This is a genomic window from Lysobacter silvisoli (genome assembly GCF_003382365.1).
GTDB classification, from domain to species: Bacteria; Pseudomonadota; Gammaproteobacteria; order Xanthomonadales; family Xanthomonadaceae; genus Lysobacter; species Lysobacter silvisoli.
Genome location: NZ_QTSU01000004.1, coordinates 111,831 through 133,165 on the forward strand (window position 1 = coordinate 111,831; position 21,335 = coordinate 133,165).

17 protein-coding genes and 1 pseudogene are annotated in these 21,335 nt (G+C 69.5%); 13 read left to right on the forward strand and 5 right to left on the reverse strand.

The genetic code is table 11. The features are described from left to right. Positions 1–137 precede the first annotated feature (137 nt). On the forward strand, positions 138–2,138 hold the full coding sequence (locus DX914_RS18200; protein WP_115861470.1) for a multicopper oxidase family protein: 2,001 nt from the start codon (positions 138–140) through the stop codon (positions 2,136–2,138). 622 nt (positions 2,139–2,760) lie between these two features. On the opposite strand, the gene DX914_RS18205 is transcribed toward DX914_RS18200, so the two are convergent. After that, positions 2,761–4,860 carry an esterase/lipase family protein gene (locus tag DX914_RS18205; protein ID WP_147300723.1) on the reverse strand — a complete coding sequence of 700 codons (2,100 nt, stop codon included), beginning with the start codon at positions 4,858–4,860 and terminating at the stop codon, positions 2,761–2,763. Positions 4,861–4,987: 127 nt separating this feature from the next. Between DX914_RS18205 and DX914_RS18210 the strand changes: the two genes are divergently transcribed. Both DX914_RS18210 and DX914_RS18215 read left to right on the forward strand, forming a co-directional pair. Continuing rightward, positions 4,988–5,341, forward strand: a complete 354-nt coding sequence (locus tag DX914_RS18210; RefSeq protein ID WP_115861474.1) for a hypothetical protein — start codon at positions 4,988–4,990, stop codon at positions 5,339–5,341. A gap of 33 nt (positions 5,342–5,374) precedes the next feature. Further along, entirely contained in the window at positions 5,375–5,752 is a 378-nt protein-coding gene (locus DX914_RS18215) for a hypothetical protein (RefSeq protein ID WP_115861476.1), read from the forward strand. A 114-nt stretch (positions 5,753–5,866) separates the two neighbouring features. On the opposite strand, the gene groL is transcribed toward DX914_RS18215, so the two are convergent. Together groL and groES are read right to left on the reverse strand one after the other, a co-directional pair. Continuing rightward, positions 5,867–7,507, reverse strand: coding sequence for a chaperonin GroEL (gene groL, locus DX914_RS18220; protein WP_115861479.1), 1,641 nt, complete (start codon positions 7,505–7,507; stop codon positions 5,867–5,869). Positions 7,508–7,629: 122 nt separating this feature from the next. Then, positions 7,630–7,917: a co-chaperone GroES gene (gene groES / locus DX914_RS18225; RefSeq protein ID WP_115861481.1), complete on the reverse strand. Its 288-nt coding sequence runs from the start codon at positions 7,915–7,917 to the stop codon at positions 7,630–7,632. Between the two features lie 671 nt (positions 7,918–8,588). On the opposite strand from groES, the gene DX914_RS18230 reads away from it, so the two are divergent. The 8 genes from DX914_RS18230 to accC all read left to right on the forward strand — a co-directional run bounded on the left by DX914_RS18230 (position 8,589) and on the right by accC (position 17,225). Next, the gene (locus tag DX914_RS18230; RefSeq protein WP_115861483.1) at positions 8,589–9,005 is read left to right on the forward strand and encodes a helix-turn-helix domain-containing protein; all 417 of its coding nucleotides are present in this window, start codon (positions 8,589–8,591) and stop codon (positions 9,003–9,005) included. A 128-nt stretch (positions 9,006–9,133) separates the two neighbouring features. Continuing rightward, positions 9,134–10,897 (forward strand): endonuclease, encoded by a 1,764-nt coding sequence (locus DX914_RS18235; RefSeq protein WP_115861485.1) that lies wholly within the window; start codon positions 9,134–9,136, stop codon positions 10,895–10,897. A 332-nt stretch (positions 10,898–11,229) separates the two neighbouring features. Continuing rightward, entirely contained in the window at positions 11,230–11,565 is a 336-nt protein-coding gene (gene cutA / locus DX914_RS18240; protein ID WP_115861487.1) for a divalent-cation tolerance protein CutA, read from the forward strand. Next, on the forward strand, positions 11,558–13,999 hold the full coding sequence (gene dsbD, locus DX914_RS18245) for a protein-disulfide reductase DsbD (protein WP_158549395.1): 2,442 nt from the start codon (positions 11,558–11,560) through the stop codon (positions 13,997–13,999). Before cutA ends, dsbD begins: the two co-directional genes overlap by 8 nt. Next, on the forward strand, positions 13,999–14,601 hold the full coding sequence (locus DX914_RS18250) for a TlpA disulfide reductase family protein (RefSeq protein WP_115861491.1): 603 nt from the start codon (positions 13,999–14,001) through the stop codon (positions 14,599–14,601). Before dsbD ends, DX914_RS18250 begins: the two co-directional genes overlap by 1 nt. Positions 14,602–14,879: 278 nt before the next feature. Continuing rightward, positions 14,880–15,326 (forward strand): type II 3-dehydroquinate dehydratase, encoded by a 447-nt coding sequence (gene aroQ / locus DX914_RS18255; protein WP_115861493.1) that lies wholly within the window; start codon positions 14,880–14,882, stop codon positions 15,324–15,326. A 44-nt stretch (positions 15,327–15,370) separates the two neighbouring features. After that, the gene (gene accB / locus DX914_RS18260; protein ID WP_115861495.1) at positions 15,371–15,847 is read left to right on the forward strand and encodes an acetyl-CoA carboxylase biotin carboxyl carrier protein; all 477 of its coding nucleotides are present in this window, start codon (positions 15,371–15,373) and stop codon (positions 15,845–15,847) included. 10 nt (positions 15,848–15,857) lie between these two features. Next, positions 15,858–17,225 (forward strand): acetyl-CoA carboxylase biotin carboxylase subunit, encoded by a 1,368-nt coding sequence (gene accC, locus DX914_RS18265; protein ID WP_115861497.1) that lies wholly within the window; start codon positions 15,858–15,860, stop codon positions 17,223–17,225. A 410-nt stretch (positions 17,226–17,635) separates the two neighbouring features. On the opposite strand, the pseudogene DX914_RS18270 reads toward accC, so the two are convergent. Both DX914_RS18270 and DX914_RS18275 read right to left on the reverse strand, forming a co-directional pair. Continuing rightward, positions 17,636–17,986 (reverse strand): annotated as a pseudogene (locus DX914_RS18270) (hypothetical protein); the annotation flags it as partial. Continuing rightward, positions 17,983–18,993, reverse strand: coding sequence for a hypothetical protein (locus DX914_RS18275; protein ID WP_231118326.1), 1,011 nt, complete (start codon positions 18,991–18,993; stop codon positions 17,983–17,985). The pseudogene DX914_RS18270 and the gene DX914_RS18275, both read right to left, overlap by 4 nt. A 210-nt stretch (positions 18,994–19,203) precedes the next feature. On the opposite strand from DX914_RS18275, the gene prmA reads away from it, so the two are divergent. After that, positions 19,204–20,121: a 50S ribosomal protein L11 methyltransferase gene (prmA, locus tag DX914_RS18280; RefSeq protein WP_115861499.1), complete on the forward strand. Its 918-nt coding sequence runs from the start codon at positions 19,204–19,206 to the stop codon at positions 20,119–20,121. Between the two features lie 226 nt (positions 20,122–20,347). Continuing rightward, on the forward strand, positions 20,348–21,235 hold the full coding sequence (locus tag DX914_RS18285; RefSeq protein ID WP_115861501.1) for a DUF3426 domain-containing protein: 888 nt from the start codon (positions 20,348–20,350) through the stop codon (positions 21,233–21,235). Positions 21,236–21,335 lie beyond the last annotated feature (100 nt).

Sequence of the window (21,335 nt, forward strand, 5' to 3'; positions counted from 1 at the left end):
TCCCGACCGCACCGCAGCAACGACCGCGGCGAGCGCCTGCGCACCCCATCGGCACTCTTTAGACGTACTCGTGCGTCCGTTCGTGTGCCAGATATATGCTCCGCATCACAATTCATCTTCCTGTAGGAGCAAGACGCATGGATCGCACCCTGGATACGGCTCCAGGCGCGGCACGCACGCCTGTGCGGCGCACCGCCCTCGCTTCCGCCCTGCTGATACTGGCTCTGCCGCCGGCCGTGGCCGCACAGGACGACGCCCCGCGCGAACTGGAACAGCCGGTGATGGCGCGCATGCTGCGCTCCGGCGACCAGGCCAAGCCGCTGCTGGCGCTGACCCCGGCCGGCGCGCAACCGGTGGACACGCGCGAGGCCCTGCTCGACCTGCGCATCGCCCTCACCCGTTCCAAGATCTGGAACCCCAAGAGCCAGCGCTACGACGAGGTCGAACTGCGCTCCTACCAGAGCCCGGGCACGCATCCGGACACCCCGTTCGTGGCGCCCACCATCGTCACCGCGCCGGGCGAGACCGTGCGCATCCGCCTGGACAACCAGCTGCCCAAGCAGCCCGATTGCACGCCCAAGGACATCAACGTCCCGCACTGCTTCAACTCCACCAACCTGCACTCGCACGGCCTGTGGGTCAGCCCCACCGGCAACAGCGACAACGTGCTGCTGACCCTGAAGCCCGGCGTGGCCTTCGAGTACGAGTACAACCTGCCTGCCGATCATCCCTCGGGCACCTACTGGTACCACCCGCATCTGCACGGCTCCACCGCGCTGCAGGTCTCCAGCGGCATGGCCGGAGCGATGCTGGTGCGCGGCAACCGCCTGCCCGCGGTGGGCCGCAACGGCGACCTGGACACCTTGCTGCGCGACGCCGACGGCGCGGCGATGCCCGAACGCGTGCTGCTGTTCCAGCAGGTGGCCTATGCCTGCCGCGACCAGGACAACAAGATCAAGGTCGAGAAGAACGCCGCCGGCGACACCATCGCCTGGGTCTGCGAACCCGGCGATCTGGGCGGCATCGAAGGCTACGACCAGTTCGGCTTCGCGCCCGGCGCCACCGTCGACACCTGGGTCCAGTCCGGCCGCCACACCAGCATCAACGGCGACGTGCTGCCGACCTTCAACGGCCTGGTCGCCGGCCGCATCGAGCGCTGGCGCATGCTCCACGCCGGCGTGCGCGACACCATCAACCTGCAGCTGCGCGAACTGCGCCCCAGCCACCCCAGCCCCGAGGGCCTGTCCGGCGCGGCGCTGGACAACTGGGTCGCGCGCAACTGCACCGGCCCGGTGGTGCCGCAGTTCGAAGTGGCCACCGACGGCCTGACCCGCGCGCGCGTGGCCGAGAAGAACGAGAACGTGCTGCAGCCGGGCTACCGCAGCGACGCGCTGGTGGTGTTCCCGAAGGCCGGGCAGTACTGCGTGATCGACGCGGCCGCGGTGGCCAGCGCCAGCATCACCAATGCCGCCGAGGACCGCCAGCTGCTGGGCATCGCCGATGTGGCCGCCGGCGGCGGCGCGCCGATCGCGCAGCTGCGCCCCTACGTGACCGAGCGGCTGGTCGCCGCGGCGGAAAGCCGCATGCCGGCCGACCTGCGCGCGGGCATCGTCGCCGCGCTGCGCGACGGCCTGCGCCTGGACGCCTTCGTGCCGCACCGGGACATCGCCCAGAGCGAGCTCACCGGCGAGCAGACACTGGAATTCAACATCGACACCGACAAGACGCCGAACGTGTACATGGTCGACGGCCACGCCTACGACCCGGGCAAGTCGCGCGATCTGGTGCTGGGCAACGTGGAGGAGTGGAAACTGAGCTCGGCGCGCGGCGGCCACCCCTTCCACATCCACGTCAATCCGTTCCAGGTGGTGCGCGTGCTCAACCCCAAGGGCGTGGACGTGAGCGTGAGCGGCGATCCGAACGACAGCCAGTACGCGCAGATGCAGGGCACCTGGAAGGACACGGTGTTCGTGAAATTCGGCTACACGGTGTTCGTGCGCACGCGCTACCAGCGCTACATCGGCGAGTACGTGCTGCATTGCCACATCCTGGAGCACGAGGACCAGGGCATGATGCAGAACGTACGCGTGCTGGTGCCCGACGGCGAAGGCGGCGGCATTGGCAAGAGCCACCACTGAGCCCGTCTTGCGCCTTGGGGTAGGAGCGGCGTGAGCCGCGACCGCGAATCCGCAGCCACGTCGAAAGCTGCGGATTCCCCTGTAGGAGCTGCGCAAGCTGCGACCGCGAACCTGCAACTACGGCGAAGGCTTCGGTTGCTGCGGAGCCTGCTCTGTGTAGGAGCGGCGTGAGCCGCGATCCGCTCCGAACTCGCGAAGGTGTGTGGGTGTGCTGGTTGAAGCAACAGCAACAGCTTCCGTCCGCAAGCGGCCGGGTCACTTTCTTTTGGTAAGCGTCAAAAGAAAGTCACCAAAGAAAAACGCTTTGCCAGAGCTCCCTTGCGAGATCGGAGTAGGCGCGGGGATTTTTCGATGGCACATCCCTGTGCCAGCGAAAAACGGCGCACGTCCTGTGCGCCGCCCTCCGGGTCTTCTATCTACGTGGCGAGTTCGGTGCCCGATCAAGAGCATTCGCGCTTTGCGCTCACCCCCTCACCCTAGCCCTCTCCCGCAAGCGGGAGAGGGGACATATCCTGCGCGGCTTGTGCTTTAGCCCCTCTCCCGTTTACGGGAGAGGGGTTGGGGTGAGGGCACGCGGAGTAGCACATCGCGGCGTCAGACCGCAGCACCAACCCTCAAACCGTCACCGCTTCCCGCGCCCCTCATACTCCGCCGCATCCTGGCGCAGGATCCGCCGCAACTCCGCGATCGCCTGCGGTGTCTCCTGCACGCTGTGCCCGGAGACCACGACCTTCTCCGACACCGCGCCGTCCAGGTGCGCGCTGGGGTACGGCACCAAACCATCGCTGGACTGCGCCAGCGGCAGCTTCGGATCGCGTTGGGCCACGATCACGTGGTACGGCAGCCCCGGTTCGATCGGCAGGTCGCGGGTGGCGTGCATGAAGCGCGAGTTCGGGCTCAGATCGTCCGGCCCGGTCGGCGGCTTGCCCTTGTGCAGGCCCAGGCGCTTGAGGTCGTCGTCGCTGACCTGGTAACGCTGGATCAGCGCGGCGGTGTCGCGCAGCACGTCCAGCGGCAGCCGGATCAGCTTGCGCACCAGGCGCAGCGGCCAACCGTCGGTGACCACGGCGCCGCGTTGCGGTGCGGCCATGAACACCGCGCGGCCGAACTGCGGCATCGGACGGAACGTGGTCAACGAACGCAGGGTCGGGTCCTTGCGCACGCGCGCGACCAGCGCCGGGTCCAGGCCGTCCAGGAATGCATCCAGCACATGCTCGCCGCTGTCGCTGACCAGCAACCGCCCGATCACACCGCCCATGCTGTGGCCCACCAGCACCGCGTTGCGGCTGGCGACGTCGTCGCCCTGCGGGTCGTAGTGGGCGAAGGTCTGCTGCAGCGCCGCGGCGATGGCCGCGCGGTTGGACAGCATGTCGATGTTGGTCGGGTAGAACACCTGCCACAGCTGGTAGCGGCGGCGCAGGGTCTCGTCGCCCAGCAGTTCGTTGGCCAGGTTGACCCAGGCCTCCGGGCTGCTGGCCAGGCCGTGGATCAGCACGATCACGCGCTTGTCCGGATCGTAGGGCTGGTTGAGGTAGACGCGCGGATGGAAGGCGCGCGCCTGCTTGGGCCGCAGCAGGCTGGTCAGGCTCAGCCGCGCCAGCTCCGAGCGCGCCAGCCACACGCCGTAGGCGGCCGAGTAGTTGGCCGACAGCGGCACCTGGCGCCCGGCGATCGTCTCTTGGTCGATACGGAAGGGGTTATACACGTCCAGCCGTGCGCGCGTGCTGGCGAGCATACCGTCCAGGCCCTCGCCGTCGAAACGCAAAGTCACGGTGACCGGCAAGTAGCGGGTGTCGCGATAAGGCACGTCGTTCGAGGCGCGTTCGCCCGACAGGGAGGCGGCTTTCGCCGTCGCCGTCGCCGTCGCCTGCGTCGGCTCGGCTTCGGCTTCGGGATCGGGATCGGGATCGGGATCGGCCGACGCGTCCTCATCGCTCGCTGCCGCGGCGCCGCGCGCGCCGCGCCGCGGAAACACCGCGACCAGATCGGTGCCGAAGCCGTCGCGGCGGTACACCGCGCGCAGGTTGGCGAAGCCCAGGGTGTCGGAGGCGAGCAGCGCCACCGGGTCCTGCCGGATCTCGGTGGCCTCGAATCCGTGCAGGGCCGTGCCCAGCACCAGCCCGCCCACGTGCAGAGTCGGCGTCTCCTCGGCCTGGCCGGCGCTGGCGGTGAACGCGGCCTGGGCGATGGCCTCCACCGCGCGGTTGTAGTACTGCAGCACCTGCTGCTGGCGCGCCTCGAACACGCGCTGCTCGGGCGTGCGCTTGGTCGCGAACAGGTAGGCATAGGCATAGCGCGCGGTGGCGACCGCAGCGCGCGTGCGCGGGTCGTCCGCGGCGGCGCTGGGGGCCACCGCCAGCGGTTCGGGCGCGGCGCGGCGCGGGGCGAAGGCCGCGCTTTCGGCGGCCTTGCCCACCGTGGCCGGCAAGGCGTTCATGCGCAGCAGCTGCAGCTCGGCCGACGTCGCCAGCCACTCCTCGGCCGTGGCCAAGGGGCGCAGCTGTTCGATGCAGGGCTCGGGCTCGCGCGCGCAAACGTCCGGTTCCAGGCCCGCCGAGCCCAGCGCCGAGGCCGCGGCCACGCTCAGGCGCCCGCCGCTGAGCGCGTCGAGGTTGCGCTCGGCCGCGATGTCGCCGTAGGCGCGCTCCTTGACCTTGACCACGGCACAGCCGCTGCCGCCCAGCAGCAACAGCAACGCCAACAAGCCCGCTACACCACGCATGTCCGATCCGGTTGGGGGAGGTCCGCCGGCATTGTCGAGCCCGTCCCCGCCGGCGTAAACACCGGCCGCCGCACCCGTCTTCACGTAGACTGCACGCTGACCATCTTTGCGGGCGCAGGGGGCTGCCATGCAGGGGATCGGACCGGACGGCGGCGTGCAGCCGCACTTCCACTACTTCACGTGCACCAACCGCGGCGCCTTCGTATCGCGCTTCATCGTCCAGCGCTTCGTCGAAGGCCGCTTGATCAGCCAGACGCGCATCCTCGGCCGGTTGAGCATGCAGGACACCCGCAGCATCGATCTGACCACGCTGCGCTTCCATGGCCTGCCTTTGGAAGTCGGAGACCAGGTGCGCCTGCGCATCGGCGCGGTCGGCGGCGTGCGGCGCAACGGCCCGCTGGTGCACTACGCGCCCAATGGCCAGACCGCCGCGTTCGAAGTGCGCGGCACGACCTTGGCGTTTTCGATCCGCCAGCTGTAGCCGATCCGCCTTCCCACGCACGAGGCCCACGCCATGCATCGCTTCGAGGAGTCCGGGGAGTTCGAACCGGAGTTTCAGCATCTGGTCGTCAGCAACAGCGCGATGTTCGTGATGCGCTTCGTCATCCAGCGCCTGGTATGCGACCGGCTGATCAGCCAGACCAACAGCCTGGGCCGCCTGTCGATCGGACGCAGCCGCAGCATCGACCTGGCCACACTGCGCTTCCACGGCCAACCCCTGCAGAAGGGCGACCGCGTGCGCCTGCGCGTGGGCGCGGTCGGCGGGGTGCGGCGCAATGGCCCTAGCGTTGCGTTCGTGCCGTTCGGCGGCGCGGCCCACTTCGACGTCGCCGGCATGACCACTCGGTTTTCGATCAACCGCACCACCCCGGACGGATCCCTGTTGCGGTAAGCGCTTGCGCACGGCGCATGGCCCGAAGCGGCCGTCGCGCTTCCGCGACGCGCATAAAAAAACCCCGCCTCGCGGCGGGGTTTTTCGTTTCGCTGCAACGGCGAGCGCGCTGGATCAGAAATCCATGCCGCCCATGCCGCCCATGCCGCCGCCGCCCGGCATCGCCGGCTCGTCCTTCTTCGGCAGCTCGGCGACCATGGCTTCGGTCGTGATCATCAGACCGGCGATGGAGGCCGCGTTCTGCAGCGCGGTGCGGGTGACCTTGGTCGGATCCAGGATGCCGGCCTCGATCATGTCGACGTACTCGCCGGTGGCGGCGTTGTAGCCGTAGGCGCCCTTGCCTTCGATGACCTTGTTGAGGATGACCGACGGCTCTTCGCCGGCATTGGTCACGATCTCGCGCAGCGGCGCTTCCATCGCGCGCAGGGCGATGGCGATGCCGTGGTTCTGGTCTTCGTTGGCGCCCTTCAGCCCGCCGATGGCGGCCTTGGCGCGCAGCAGCGCGACGCCGCCGCCCGGGACGATGCCCTCTTCCACGGCAGCGCGGGTGGCGTGCAGCGCGTCTTCGACGCGAGCCTTCTTTTCCTTCATCTCGACTTCGGTGGCGGCGCCGACCTTGATGACGGCCACGCCGCCGGCCAGCTTGGCCACGCGCTCCTGCAGCTTCTCGCGGTCGTAGTCCGAGGAGGTCTCCTCGATCTGCGCCTTGATCTGCTTGATGCGCGCTTCGATGCCGGCGGTGTCGCCAGCGCCGTCGATGATGGTGGTGTTCTCCTTGGAGACCTGGATCTTCTTGGCGCGGCCCAGATCCTTGATCGTGGCCTTCTCCAGCTGCAGGCCCACTTCCTCGGAGATCACGGTGCCGCCGGTCAGCACGGCCATGTCTTCCAGCATCGCCTTGCGACGGTCGCCGAAGCCCGGCGCCTTGACGGCGCAGACCTTGACGATGCCGCGGATGGTGTTGACCACCAGGGTCGCCAGGGCTTCGCCCTCGACTTCCTCGGCCACGATCAGCAGCGGCTTACCGGCCTTGGCGACGCCTTCCAGCACCGGCAGCAGGTCGCGCACGTTGGAGATCTTCTTGTCGTGCAGCAGGATGAACGGATCGTCCAGCTCGGCCTGCATCGACTGCTGGTTGTTGATGAAGTACGGCGACAGGTAGCCGCGGTCGAACTGCATGCCCTCGACCACGTCCAGCTCGTTCTCCAGGCCCGAGCCGTCTTCGACGGTGATCACGCCTTCCTTGCCGACCTTGTCCATCGCCTGAGCGATCAGGTCGCCGATGTTGTGGTCGGAGTTGGCGGAGATCGCGCCGACCTGGGCGATTTCCTTGGAGGTGGACGAGGGCTTGGACAGCTTCTTCAGCTCGCCCACGGCCTCGGTCACGGCCTTGTCGATGCCGCGCTTGAGGTCCATCGGGTTCATGCCGGCGGCGACCGCCTTCATGCCCTCGCGGATCAGCGCCTGCGCCAGCACGGTGGCGGTGGTGGTGCCGTCGCCGGCGTTGTCGGAGGTCTTGGAAGCGACTTCCTTGACCATCTGCGCGCCCATGTTCTCGAACTTGTCGGCCAGTTCGATCTCCTTGGCGACGGACACGCCGTCCTTGGTGATCGTCGGCGCGCCGAAGCTCTTCTCGAGCACGACGTTGCGGCCCTTCGGGCCCAGGGTGGCCTTGACGGCATTGGCGAGCACGTTGACGCCGCGCACCATCTTCGCGCGCGCGTCCTCACCGAAACGGATTTCCTTGGCAGCCATTAGTGTTAACTCCGGAATTCGTGATGTGTGATTCGTGATTGGCTAGGAGCGATGCGATTCGGACCGCTGGCGATTGGTCGCGCGTTGCGCTTTACCAGTCGCCGATCGCGAATCGCGGCTCATCAGCCGATGACGGCGAAGATGTCGTCTTCTTTGACGACCAGGTATTCGGTGCCGTCCAGCTTCACCTCGGTGCCGCTGTACTTGCCGAACAGCACCTTGTCGCCGGCCTTGACCTTGGGCGCGCGCAGGTTGCCGTTGTCGAACACCTTGCCTTCGCCGACCGCGACGACTTCGCCCTTGATCGGCTTTTCGGTGGCCGAATCCGGGATCACGATCCCGCCAGCGGAGACCTTTTCTTCTTCCATGCGCTTGATGACCACGCGGTCGTAGAGCGGCTTGATGTTCATTGGCAACCTCTAAGTGGTTGAATGGGTGGGGAAAGATCGTAAATTTTAGCAGTCGCCCCGGCGGAGTGCCAATGCCGGGGACAAAAACGCCCGGAGAACCGGGATGGCCAGGAGATGGGGCGGCGGCGGGGCTTTTCAAGCGTGGGGCGCGCAGATCGTCTTGGGACGGCACCAGGGGCCACCCAACGATGCCGCGCGCGGGCTCACAGCCGCGCCCGGGGCGGTCGGCTCACTATAGAAAAGGCCAGGGCCCGCGGGCCCGGCGCACGCTGGATACAGCGACTTTGCGCTTCGGGAACGCCCAAAAGAAAAGAGCGCGTCCCGTGGAACGCGCTCTTTGGTGCGGAGATGGCCGTCCTCAGCATGGCGCGATCCTGCGCCCCTTCCCCCGAACCGACCTCGTGTCGTTTGCCCACATCCCTGTCGGCGTGGGGCCATGTTGTTCACTGTTCGTCACGTTTTCTAGACCCTACCCCGGTTTTTTTGCCGACTTCCGGTAGCACGGCTGAGCGCCGGAGCCCGTCGCTGTTGACATCTGACCGGGGATAAAGCCCACTTTGCTACCGAAAGAGCACAAGGTACTGCCTATATCGGTAGCCTGGTGAGCTTTGGTAGCAAACGGCTATTTTGTAGGCAAAAATGCTCGAATCCCACCCAGCAAGGAGCGCTAGATGACACCACAACAACGGATCAGATTGGCCCGCCGCCACGCCGGCATGTCGCAAGCGGCCCTGGGCGCCGCCGTAGGCGTGCAGCGTAGCGCGGTGGGGCACTGGGAAAGTGCACAAGGCAAGTTCCCCAGCGTGGCGCATTTGCGCGAAGTCGCGCTGGTCACCGGCGTGCAGTTCGAATGGCTGGCCACCGGCCGCGGCAAGATGAATCTCTCGGCCGACACCGAAATGGATTCGGTGGCCGCGGCCGAGGCGCTGCTGGTCGACGACCCGCTGGAGCTGCGCCTGATCGTGGCCTTCCGCGACACGCCCACCAAGTCCAAGGCGCCGCTGGTGGAAATCGCCGAACAACTGGCGGAACTGCGCACTGGCCGGCCGCGCGCCAACGCCGCCAAGGGCCCGCGCGTGGTGCTGTAACGCGGCTGCGCAGCCGCTGCGCAACCGTCAGGCGCCGTCACGGCCGGCGCCTTTGCCGCACTGCATCAAGCCCTGTCACAAAGGCCGCATAGACTCGCCCGACCACCTTTGGGGAAAGGGAGTCGCCCATGTCGTCGTCTTTGCGCCGTTCCGCGCTGTACCTGCTGCTCGCCGCCGCGCTGCCCACCGCCGCACCGGCCGCCGTCTTCATCAACGAATTCCACTACGACGACGCCACCTCCAGCGGCGACGTCGGCGAGAAGATCGAGGTCGTCGCCACCGCCGGCGAAACCCTCAGCAACTACCGCATCTACCTGTACAACGGCGCCACGCCTTCGGCCGCCGTCACCTACGACAACGACCTGCTGCCCGCCGGCAGCGTGGTGGCCTGCGGCGGCAGCGTGCGCATCGCCGTGCTCAGCTACCCCACCAACGGCATCCAGAACGGCAGCAACGACGGCTTCGCCCTGGTCGACGGCAGCGGCAACGTGGTCCAGTTCCTGAGCTACGAAGGCGCGATCACCGCCTCCGGCGGCCCGGCCTCGGGCATGACCAGCACCAATCTGCCGGTGTCCGAAACCGGCTCCACGCCGGCCGGCACCTCGCTGCGCCTGTCCGGCACCGGCAGCAGCTACGCCAACTTCAGCTGGCAGCCCTCGGCCACGCAGAGCTTCGGTGCCTGCAACGCCGGCCAGACCTTCTCCACGCCGAACCCGGCGCCCACCGTGACCTCGACCACGCCGGCCAACGGCAGCAACACCTTCCCGGCCGCGGGCGACCTGCAGGTGAGCTTCAGCGAAGCGGTGACCCTGGGCAGCGGCGCGCTGACCCTGAGCTGCGCCAGCTCGGGCGCGGTCGCGCTGACCTATCCGTCCAGCGGCACCAGCTTCACCGCCTCCACCGGCACCGCACTGGTCGCCGGCGAGGCCTGCACCTACACCGTGGTCGCCAGCCAGGTCACCGACAGCGGCGGCGCGCATCCGGCGGCCAACACCGTGGTCAACTTCAACGTCGCCAGCGGCGGCGGTGGCGGCGGCTACTACGCCCACGTCAACACCAGCAGCGCCAGCCAGCTGCGCTGCTCGCTGCACGAGACCATCAAGGGCCACACGGTCTATCCCTACAGCGGCGGCACCACCAACACCTGGACCATCCTGGAAATCGCCGACGAGGATCCGAACAACGCCGGCCGCATCCTCGATGCCTACCGCAACCGCAGCTACCTCAAGGTCACCGACCGCGCGGGCAGCGGCAGCGGCCTGAAGTACAACCGCGAGCACACCTGGCCGAACTCGCTGGGCTTCGGCAGCGCCACCGGCAACCTGGGTCTGCCGCACGGGCCCTACACCGACACCCACATGCTGTACCTGACCGACGCCACCTGGAACGCCGACCGCGGCAACAAGCCTTACGCGGACTGCACCCTGGCCAGCGGCTGCGGCGAGCGCATCACCGAGGCCAACGCCGGCTACGGCGGCGGCAGCGGCGTGTACCCGGGCAATTCCAACTGGGTCAAGACGCCCGACGGCAACGCCGGCTCGTTCCAGGTCTGGAACCACATGAAGGGCAACATGGCGCGCGCGGTGATGTACATGGCGATCCGCTACGAAGGCGGCACCCATCCCGTCACCGGCCAGAGCGAGCCGGACCTGGAGCTGACCGACAACCGCAGCCAGATCGTGATCACCTCGTCCTCGCCGGCCTACATGGGCCTGCTCAGCACCCTGCTGGCCTGGCACACCCAGGACCCGCCGGATGCCGCCGAGCTGGCGCGCAACGAAGTGATCTTCAGCTTCCAGGGCAACCGCAATCCCTTCATCGATCACCCGGAATGGGCGAGCTCGGCGCTGTTCACCTCGGCCAAACCGGCCAACTGCACGCTGATCCCGTAAGCGATCGCAAGGCAGCACCCCGAACGCCCGCGCAATGCGGGCGTTCGTTTTCCCGCATTCGCGCACTGCTTTGGGGTAGGAGCGGCGTAAGCCGCGACCACGCCACGCCGAACGGCTACGCAAACGGGGGACTCACCTCGCCCCCTCCGATGGCCAGCGCAGATTTCTGTGGGAGCGGCGTAAGCCGCGATGGCGACGCTCCGGGACAGGACGCGGTCGCGGCTCACGCCGCTCCTACCCCAAAGCCGAAGCACTGCTTGGCCGCCCCGCAACACTCCGTAGCCCGCTCCACGGTCGCCGCGCCCGGGGCCGGGCATTACACTGCGGCCCTCATGCCCGCCCCCTCGCCCGTGCGCCTGGTGTTCAGCACCTGCCCCGACCCAGCCAGCGCCGACGCGATCGCGCAGGCGCTGGTGGGCGAGCGCCTGGCCGCCTGCGTGAGCCGCTGGCCCGGGCTGCGCTCCAGCTACCGCTGGCAAGGCGCGGTGGAAAGCGCGGACGAAGTGCAGTTGCTGATCAAGACCACCGCCGACCGGCTCGACGCCCTGCTGGCGCGGCTGGTCGAACTGCATCCGTATGAACTGCCGGAGGCGATCGCGGTCGAAGCCCACGGCGGCCTGCCCCGGTACTTGGACTGGGTGGCCGAACAGACCCGAGACGATGACTGACGCCCTAGCCTCCCGCGCGCGCCGTGCCGCGCCCGCCGCCCTCGCGCTGTGCGCCCTGGTCTTGTCGCTGTTCGCCGCGCCGGCAATGGCCATCGACGAATCGGACCTGCTGCCAGTGGACCAGGCCTTCGCGCTCAGCGCCGAAGCCCCGGCCGCCGACCGCATCGCGCTGCGCTGGAAGATCGCCGACGGCTACTACCTCTACAAGCACCGCATTTCGGTCAAGACCGATCCGGCCTTCGCCGCGCAGGCGCTGCAGCTGCCCAAGGGCGAGTCGCACACCGACGAGTTCTTCGGCCAGGTCGAGACCTACCGCAAAACACTGAGCGCGACCTTGCCCGGCCGCACCGGCCCGGCCCAGGTGACCGTGCAGGTGAAGTACCAGGGCTGCGCGGACGCGGGCATCTGCTACCCGCCGCAGACCCGCAGCCTCACCGTCGCGCTGCCCGTGGCGGCCAATGCCGCGGCCGCCGGCAACGACGAACCGCTGGTGCGCTTCGGCAACGCCGGCGGCGGCGCGCCGCCGCTGGGCGGCGGCCTGCTGGGCGGGCCCAGCCCCGCGCCCGGCGCCGGCACCGACGCGCTGCCGCTGCCGCCGGAGCAGGCCTTCGGTTTCGAGGCCATCGCCGGCGACGGCAACACCCTGCTGCTGCGCTTCACTCCGGCGCGCGGCTATTACCTGTACCGCGACAAGACCTCGTTCAAGCTCGATGCCGGCGCAGCCAAGGCCGGCATCGCCCTGGGCGCGCCGCGTTGGCCGCGCGGCAGCGCGCACCGCGACGAGCACTTCGGCCAGGTGATCGTGTACTTCGACCAGATCGACGTGCCGCTGCCGCTGCAGCGCAGCCGCGAGGACGCGGCCAAGCTGGTGCTGACCGCGAACTTCATGGGCTGCCAGACCGACGGCATCTGCTACCCGCCGATGACGCGCACGGTGGCGGTGGATCTGCCGCGCGGCAGCTTGAGTGCCGCGACGACGGCCGCAACCACAGCCGACGCGGTGCCGTTGGAAACGAATGCGGCCACGGCGGCCGCCACCGGCGCCGCGCCTGTCGCCAACGCGGCGCCGGACGCGACCCTCGCGCCCGCAAGCGCGACGGCCACCGACGCCGCAAACACCGCCGCGCCCGCCGCCGCAGGCCAAGCCGAAGACAGCCGCCTGGCCGCGGATCTGTCCGGCCCGCACCGCTGGCTGGCGCTGCTGAGCTTCCTCGGCCTGGGCGTGGCGCTGTCGTTCACGCCTTGCGTGCTGCCGATGATCCCGATCCTGTCGGGCCTGATCGCCGGCCACGGCCCCGGCATCGGCGTGCGCCGCGCCTTCACCTTGTCGCTGGTGTACGTGCTGGCCAACGCCGTGGTGTTCGCCATCGCCGGCGTGGTCGCCGCCAGCCTGGGCGCGAACCTGCAGATCCTGTTCCAGACGCCGTGGGTGATCGTCGCCTTCGCCCTGCTGTTCGTGCTGCTGTCGCTGTCCAGCTTCGGCCTGTACGAACTGCAGCTGCCGCACGCGTTGCGCTCGCGCCTGGGCACGCTCAGCGACCGCCAGCAAGGCGGCTCCTGGGCCGGCGTGGCGGCGATGGGCGCGCTGTCCTCGCTGATCGTCGGCCCCTGCGTGGCGCCGCCGCTGGCCGCGGCGGTGCTGTACATCGGCCAGACCGGCGACCCCTGGTTCGGCGGCGCGGCGCTGTTCCTGCTCGCGCTGGGCATGGGCGTGCCGCTGCTGGCCTTCGGCGTGGCCGCGGGCAAGGGCCTGCCGACCAGCGGGCCGTGGATGGTCGGCGTGCAGCGCGCGTTCGGCTTCGTGTTCCTGGGCCTGGCGGTGTGGATGCTGGCGCGCATCCTGCCCGGCCCGGCCGCGCTGGCCTTGTGGGGCGCGCTGGCCTTCGCCGCCGCCGCGGCACTGGGCCTGGCCGCGAGCCGTCCGAGCGGGCGCAGCGGGCTGCGCGTGGCGGGTTGGGCCGCGGCCTTGCTGCTGGGCGTGGTGGGCGTGGCCCAGACCGTGGGCGCTCTGGCCGGCAGCAGCGATCCGCTGCAGCCGCTGGCCGGCCTGCGCGGCGGCACGCACGCGCAGCGCGAACTGCCGTTCCGCAAGATCAAATCGCTGGCCGACCTGCAGCGCGAAGTCGCCGCGGCCAAGACCGCCGGCCAGCCGCTGATGCTGGACTTCTATGCCGACTGGTGCGTGGCCTGCAAGGAAATGGAGAAGTACACCTTCACCCAGCCGCAGGTGCACGAAGCGCTGGACGGTTTCGTCCTGCTCAAGGCCGACGTGACCGCCAACGACGAACTCGATCAGGCGCTGATGCGCGAGCTGGGCATCGTCGGCCCGCCGGCCACGCTGTACTACCGCGACGGCAGCGAACGCCGCGAGTTGCGCCTGTTCGGCTACGAGCAAGCGCCCAAGTTCGTCGAACGCGTGCGGCGCGCGCGCTGATGGGCTCGACCGGCAAGGTCCTGCTGGTGGCCGGCCTGGCCGGCGTGCTCGGCGCGACGCTGGGCCTGTGGCTCAACGGCCCCGGCCCGCTGCTGCGCACCGAACTGGGCCAGCGCGTGCTGCAGGGCGCGATGGACTCCACCGCGCCGTCGCCGCCCGAGGATCTGGCCGTGGCCAAGCGCGGCGCGCCGGTGCCGGTGCTGGAACTGCCGTCGCTGGACGGCGCGCCGGTGCGGCTGCCGTCCGCCTACCCGGGCCGGCCGGTGCTGATCAATCTGTGGGCCAGCTGGTGCGGCCCCTGCATCCAGGAAATGCCGGAACTGGACCGCTACGCCAGCGCCCAGGGCGGCAACGGCGTGCAAGTGGTCGGCATCGCCCTGGACGACGCCGACGCCGTGCGCGCCTTCCTGCGACGCGTGCCGGTGCGCTACCCGATCCTGCTCGACCAGGCCGGCCCGCGCGACGCGGGCGTGCAGATGGGCAATCTCAAGGGCGTGCTGCCCTACACCGTGCTGGTGTCGCCGCAGGGACGGCTGCTGAAGCAGAAGATCGGCCCGTTCGAGCACGGCGAGATCGAAGCCTGGGTGCGCTCGGCGCAGTAGGCAGTTCCGCCCCGCTGCCGGCTGTCGGCCGGCGGATTTGACATGCCCCGGCAGGGCGGCCACTGTGCCTGAACCGGCATCGTGACGCCTGCGCGCCGCATCGTCGGCGATCGTTCCGGCAAATCGCGCCCGCTGCGCCGCCAGGCCCGATATTTTAGAGCCGCCACTCAAACAACCGCTTAAATTGTAACAACTTCGCCGATTTGGCGGCGAACTCCTGGACACCGGGACGGCCTTCACGCACACTGCCGCCCTCTGAAGGCCTCCGTCCGGTCCCGATGGCGAAGCTCCTGGTCCTGCACGGCCCCAACCTCAACCTGCTCGGCACCCGCGAGCCGGAGGTCTACGGCCGCACCACCCTGGCCCAGATCGATGACGACCTGCGCGGCCGCGCGCAGGCCGCCGGCCACGGCTACGACAGCCTGCAGTCCAACGCCGAGCACGTGCTGGTGGACCGGGTCCAGGCCGCGCGCGAGGACGGCACCGACCTGATCCTGATCAACCCGGCCGCCTTCACCCACACCTCCGTGGCACTGCGCGACGCGCTGGCGGCGGTGGCGATCCCCTTCATCGAGATCCACCTGTCCAACCCGCACCGCCGCGAAGAATTCCGCCGCACCAGCTATTTCAGCGACCTGGCGCTGGGCGTGGTCTGCGGCTTCGGCGCGGACAGCTACCGCTACGCGCTGGATGCGGCGCTGCAGCGGCTCTCGCACTCCTCCTGAACCCAACGCCCCGCCGCAACGGGGCATTACCTGAGGCCCGCTCCATGGACCTGCGCAAAATCAAGAAGCTGATCGACCTGCTCGAGGAATCCAACCTCGCCGAGATCGAGATCAAGGAAGGCGAAGAGTCGGTACGCCTGGCGCGTGCGCCCAAGGGCGGCTACGCCGTGGCCGCGCCGATGCCGGCCATGGTCGCCGAAGCGCGCCCGGCCCAGCCCATGCCCATGCACTCGCCCACCGAGGCGGCCACCGGCGGCAGCGCCAAGCCCGCCAACGACCTGCCCGACGGCCACGTGGTGCGCGCGCCCATGGTCGGCACCTTCTACGCCTCGCCGGCGCCGGACAAGCCGGCCTTCGTCAGCGTGGGCCAGGCGGTCAAGGCCGGCGACACCCTGGGCATCATCGAGGCGATGAAGATGTTCAACCCGATCGAGGCCGACGTGTCCGGCACCGTGCTCAAGGTGCTGGCCGAGAGCGGCCAGCCGATCGAGTTCGATCAGCCCTTGTTCGTGATCGGCTGAGGCGACCTCCATGCTGGATAAGGTCGTAATCGCCAATCGCGGAGAGATCGCGCTGCGCATCCTGCGCGCTTGCCACGCGCTGGGCATCCGCACGGTCGCGGTGCACTCCACCGTGGACCGCAACCTCAAGCACGTGGCCATGGCCGACGAGTCGGTCTGCATCGGTCCGGCGCCGTCGACCGAGAGCTACCTCAACATGGCCTCGATCATCGCCGCGGCCGAGGTCACCGACGCCCAGGCCATCCACCCCGGCTACGGCTTCCTCAGCGAGAACGCCGACTTCGCCGAGCGCGTGGAGCAGTCCGGCTTCATCTTCATCGGGCCCAAGGCCGACACCATCCGCCTGATGGGCGACAAGGTCGAAGCCATCCGCGCGATGAAGGACGCCGGCGTGCCCTGCGTGCCCGGCAGCGGCGGCCCGCTCGGCGACGACAACACCACCAACATCAAGATCGCGCGCGAGATCGGCTACCCGATCATCGTCAAGGCCGCCGGCGGCGGCGGCGGCCGCGGCATGCGCGTGGTGCATACCGAAGCCCATCTCAACGCCGCCATCCAGACCACCAAGTCCGAGGCCAAGGCCGCCTTCGGCAACGACATGGTGTACATGGAGAAGTTCCTGGAGAACCCGCGCCACGTGGAGATCCAGGTGCTGGCCGACGGCCAGGGCAACGCCATCCACCTGGGCGAGCGCGATTGCTCGATGCAGCGCCGCCACCAGAAGGTGGTCGAGGAAGCGCCGGCGCCGGGCATCACCCCCGAGCAGCGCGCCGAAATCGGCAAGGTCTGCGTCGAGGCCTGCCTGCGCATCGGCTACCGCGGCGCCGGCACCTTCGAGTTCCTGTACGAAAACGGCCGCTTCTATTTCATCGAGATGAACACCCGCATCCAGGTGGAGCACCCGGTGACCGAGCTGGTGACCGGCATCGACCTGGTGCGCGAGCAGCTGATGATCGCCGCCGGCCACAAGCTGTCGATCAAGCAGAGCGACGTGGTCCTGGAAGGCCATGCGATCGAATGCCGCATCAATGCCGAGGACCCGGACAGCTTCCTGCCCAGCCCCGGCCTGATCCAGCACTTCCACGCCCCCGGCGGCCCCGGCGTGCGCGTGGACAGCCACATCTACGAGGGTTACCGGGTTCCGGCCAACTACGACTCGATGATCGGCAAGCTGATCGTGCATGGCCGCGACCGCGAGACCGCGATCGCGCGCATGCGCGTGGCGCTGAGCGAGATGGTGGTGGACGGCATCAAGACCAACATCCCGCTGCAGCAGCGCATCCTGTCCGACGCGGGCTTCCAGCAGGGCGGCATGAACATCCACTACCTGGAAAAGCGGCTCAAGGAGCAGAAGGAAAAGTCGATCTCGATCGTCTGAGCTTCTGCGGATTCCGCCGAGACGGCGCCGGGTCACCGGCGCCGTTTTCGTTTGCGGCCCACGGCCCTGCTTCTAACCCGTCATTCCGGCGAAAGCCGGAACCCATGTTGCTGTTGTAGTTCGTGCAGCGCCGCCGCGACATTGATCGCGCGAAGATCAAAATGGGTTCCGGCTTTCGCCGGAATGACGGGGCAGATTTACCGCCGGATGTACGGAAGGCGGGCGCCTATCCGTCGCTAGCCAAAGCACCGCCGCGCCGGCCTTGCGCCGGCGCGAAACCGCCGACTGCGCTGCGCTCAGTTCAGATTGAGCTGGCGCGTGTCGCGCACGTCGCCGACCGAGGTGCCGACCGTGCCGCCGCCCAGCGGCAGGTTGCCGCCCGGCAGACTGGTGCTCGGCGCTTCCTGGCCGGCCTGCGCCTGGGTGCCGGGAATCGGCTGCACGCCGCTGCCCGAAGCCGGGCTCACGATCATCACGTACTCGCTGGAGCCGTCGGGCCAGACCACCTTGAAGGTGCTGCCCGGCGGCAACGACGAGAACGGCGTGCCGCTCTGCGCGCGGTACATCGCCGCGATCTGCGCCGAACTGGTGCGCCGCATCTCCTCCGGCGAGTGCACCGTGGTCACCGCGACTTGCGACAGCTCGCTGTAATCGTCGGCGAGCACGTCGATCACGACCCCGGCCGCGCCCACCGAATAGGCGACGAACAGCAGCACCCAAAAATAGAACTTGGCCTTGTGCACGAAGCGTTTGTTTTTCATCTCTTGGTCCTCTCTCCGCCCACCAGGCTGTCGACCAGGCCGTTCAACACCGTCGCCCCCTGCCGCGGCACCGCCGCGTCGAAGACGAAACCGTCGAAGTCCTGATCGGGGTCCTGCGAGCAGATGCCACCGTTGGCGCAGTAATTCGTCATCAGCACGCTATTGGGGCCGCACGGCAGCCCCAGTCTGCAAGCGGCCAGTTGCCAGGCCAGTTCCGAGAACTGGCTGCCGGACACCGGGCCGTAGAAATCGCGCCTGCCGCTGCTGGTGATGCCCATGCGCGGCGACAGCGCGAAGTAGGCATCGGGGTCCAGCGAATTGCGCACGCGCTCGATCAGGTCGCGTATGTAGCCATCGTCGCCCTGCAGCGGATGGTCCATGGTCAGCAGCGAGGCCTCGGCGGCCAGGTTGCCGGCCTTGGCCGCGCGCAGCCGATTGCCCAGGATGGACGCATACGACAGGTCGTCGTTCGGGCTGAAACGCGCGCAGCGCGCGCTGACCCGGTTGCGCGCCGCGCTCATCGCCGCCGAGGTGCGCAAGCCCATGCCGGCGATGGCCTGGGTGTCGCGGCCGTAGTTGGCCGGCGAGCTGGCGTAGCTGGAGCAGTAGTCCTGCACCTGGCTGTACATCCAGGTGGCGTCGGCGTCGCCGGCGCGCATCGCCGGCAGCAGGTCCTGGGCGTAGCGGTACAGGTCGTCGCTGCGCTCGAAACGGTCGCGCAGCTGCTGCGCCGGCGTCGGCGCGCGCTGCGGTTGCGCTCGCGCGTGGCTGCGCGCGACCGCGGTGTCCACTGCGCCGCCCGCCGTTGCGGGCCGCGCGGCTTCGCGTCCGGCCACCACCGGCGCATCCGCCAGCGGCACGATGTCCTGGCCGCGGCGCGCGTACAGCACGCCGCCGCCGAGCATGGCCAGCGCCGCCATCCACAGCAAAGGCCGGCCCGGCGCGCGGAAACCGGCGCGCGCCGCCTGCAACGGCTTGGCTAGCGGGGATGTCAGCGAATCGGGCATGCGCTCCTGGGTCCTGGCGCCACCATGGCAGCCTGACTAGGCGGACGCTGCCGGCCGGCGCGGCGAGCCGCGCGGACGGATTCCGCCTGGACGGCACGAATAGTAATGCAAGCCGCCGGCCGCCGCCGGAACGGCGGACCAACGGCCGGTGCGGGGCGGCGCGCGGTGGGGATGGGATAATGCCGGCCTGCCCCCGCCACCGATGCACGAATGCCCTTCCTGGAACTGACCCTGCCCTGCCGCGAATCCGAACAGCCGCGCTTCGAGGCCGCCCTGGACGACGTGGGCGCTCTGGCCGTGACCCTGATCGACGCCGACGCGGACACCGACAACGAGCACGCCATCCTCGAGCCCGGCGTCGGCGAAACCCCGCTGTGGCAGGAGATCGTGCTCAGCGCCCTGTTCCCCGAGGACACCGACGCGCTGGTGCTGCTGGCCGCGCTGGAATCCTTCGACCCCGGCCTGGACTGGACCCAGGCGCGCTTCCGCAAGGTCGAGGACCAGGACTGGGAACGTGCCTGGATGGACCAGTACGAGCCGCTGCGCTTCGGCGCGCGCACCTGGATCGTGCCCTGGAACCAGGAACTGCCCGACGAGGCCGGCGCCCACGCCGCCGTGGTGCGCCTGGACCCGGGCCTGGCCTTCGGCTCCGGCACCCACCCCACCACCGCGCTGTGCCTGCAGTGGCTGGACGGCCTGGCCGCGGCCGGCGAACTGCAGGGCCGGCGCGTGCTCGATTTCGGCTGCGGCTCCGGCATCCTGGCCCTGGCCGCGCTCAAGCTCGGCGCGGCCGACGCGGTAGGCGTGGACAACGACCCCCAGGCGGTGATCGCCACCGCCGACAACGCCCAGCGCAACGGCGAATCCGAACGCATGGCCGTGTACCTGCCGCAGGACGAACCGGCGGCCACGTACCCGGTGGTGGTCGCCAACATCCTGGCCTCGGCGCTGATCGCGCTGGCCGATGCGCTGGCCGCGCGCGTGGCCCCGGGCGGCCGCATCGCCCTGTCCGGCATCCTGGCCGGGCAGGAGGACGAGGTGCTCGCGCGCTACGCCCAGGACTTCGACGAGCTGCGCGCCGACCGCCTGGACGACTGGATGCGGGTAACGGGTACGCGGCGCGGCTGAGGCGGAAAGCCTAAAGTCAAAATGGGTTCCGGCTTGCGCCGGAATGGCGGGCAAGCGCATGGCGCCGAGCGAAAAGCAGTCCTCTCCAGACCGTCATTCCGGCGCAAGCCGGAACCCATTTTGATCTCGCTCCCCGGCTGCATCCGCATCCCCGAAGACACGACACCGGTAGCGCAACGCGTACCGCCCGGATGCGGACGGCGTGGCCGCATGCTTGAATAGGCCGATGTTCGTCGCCTGCCCTCATTGCGGATTCCTGGTCGCGCTGGTCCTGCCGTCCTCCGGCAGCGGCGCGCGCGAAACGCCGTCGCACTGCCCGCGCTGCGAGCGTCCGCTGCAGGCCGATGCCGCGGACGCCGCTGCCGTCGACAGCGCAGCGCCCACCGAAGCCGAGGCCGTGCCCGACGAAGCGCCGGCGCCCGAGCCCACCGGCGACGCGGTCGCCGCAACCGACAGCCACGAATCCGAACCCGTCGCAGACACCGGCACCGTCACCGCCGATGCGCCGGTCGAAGCCACCCTCGACGCCGCCGTCGCCGCTTCGGCCCTGCCCGATACGCGCACGCGCCCGGCCCGCGCCGCGCGCGCCCGGGTCAAGCGCGACGCACCCAGCTTCGCCCGCACGATCACCACCGACGCCGCACCGCGCCGCCACGATGGGCGCGCGCTGGCCGCCGTCGTCGCCCTGGTCCTGGCGCTGGCCTTGCAACTGGTCTTGGCGCAACGCCAGGAGCTCGCCGCCGACGCGCGCTGGCGCCCCCTGGTCGGCGCGGTCTGCGCGGTCCTGCAATGCAGCCTGCCGCCCTGGCACGAACCCACCGCCTACACCATGCTCGGCCGCAACGTGCGCCCCAGCCCCGGCGCGCCCGGCGTGCTGCGGGTGGACGCGAGCTTCCGCAACGACGCGCGTTGGCCGCAGCGCTGGCCGACCCTGCTGCTGACCCTGTCCGATGTCGATGGCAGGGAAGTGGGACAGCGCGCGTTCGCTCCCGCGGACTACCGGCGCGGCCACAGGACAGCCGACGAACTGGCGCCGGGCCAAAGCGCGACAGTCCAACTGGACGTGGTCGAACCGGCGCCCCGCATCGTCGCATTCACCTTCGATTTCCGATGAAAACTGCGACGGTCGCGTTGTCCGCCGCGACCCGTGCGCGCTAGACTCCCCCTCCCGCCCGTCCGCCCGCGCCCTGCGCCAGGCACCTGCCCGGCGGGAC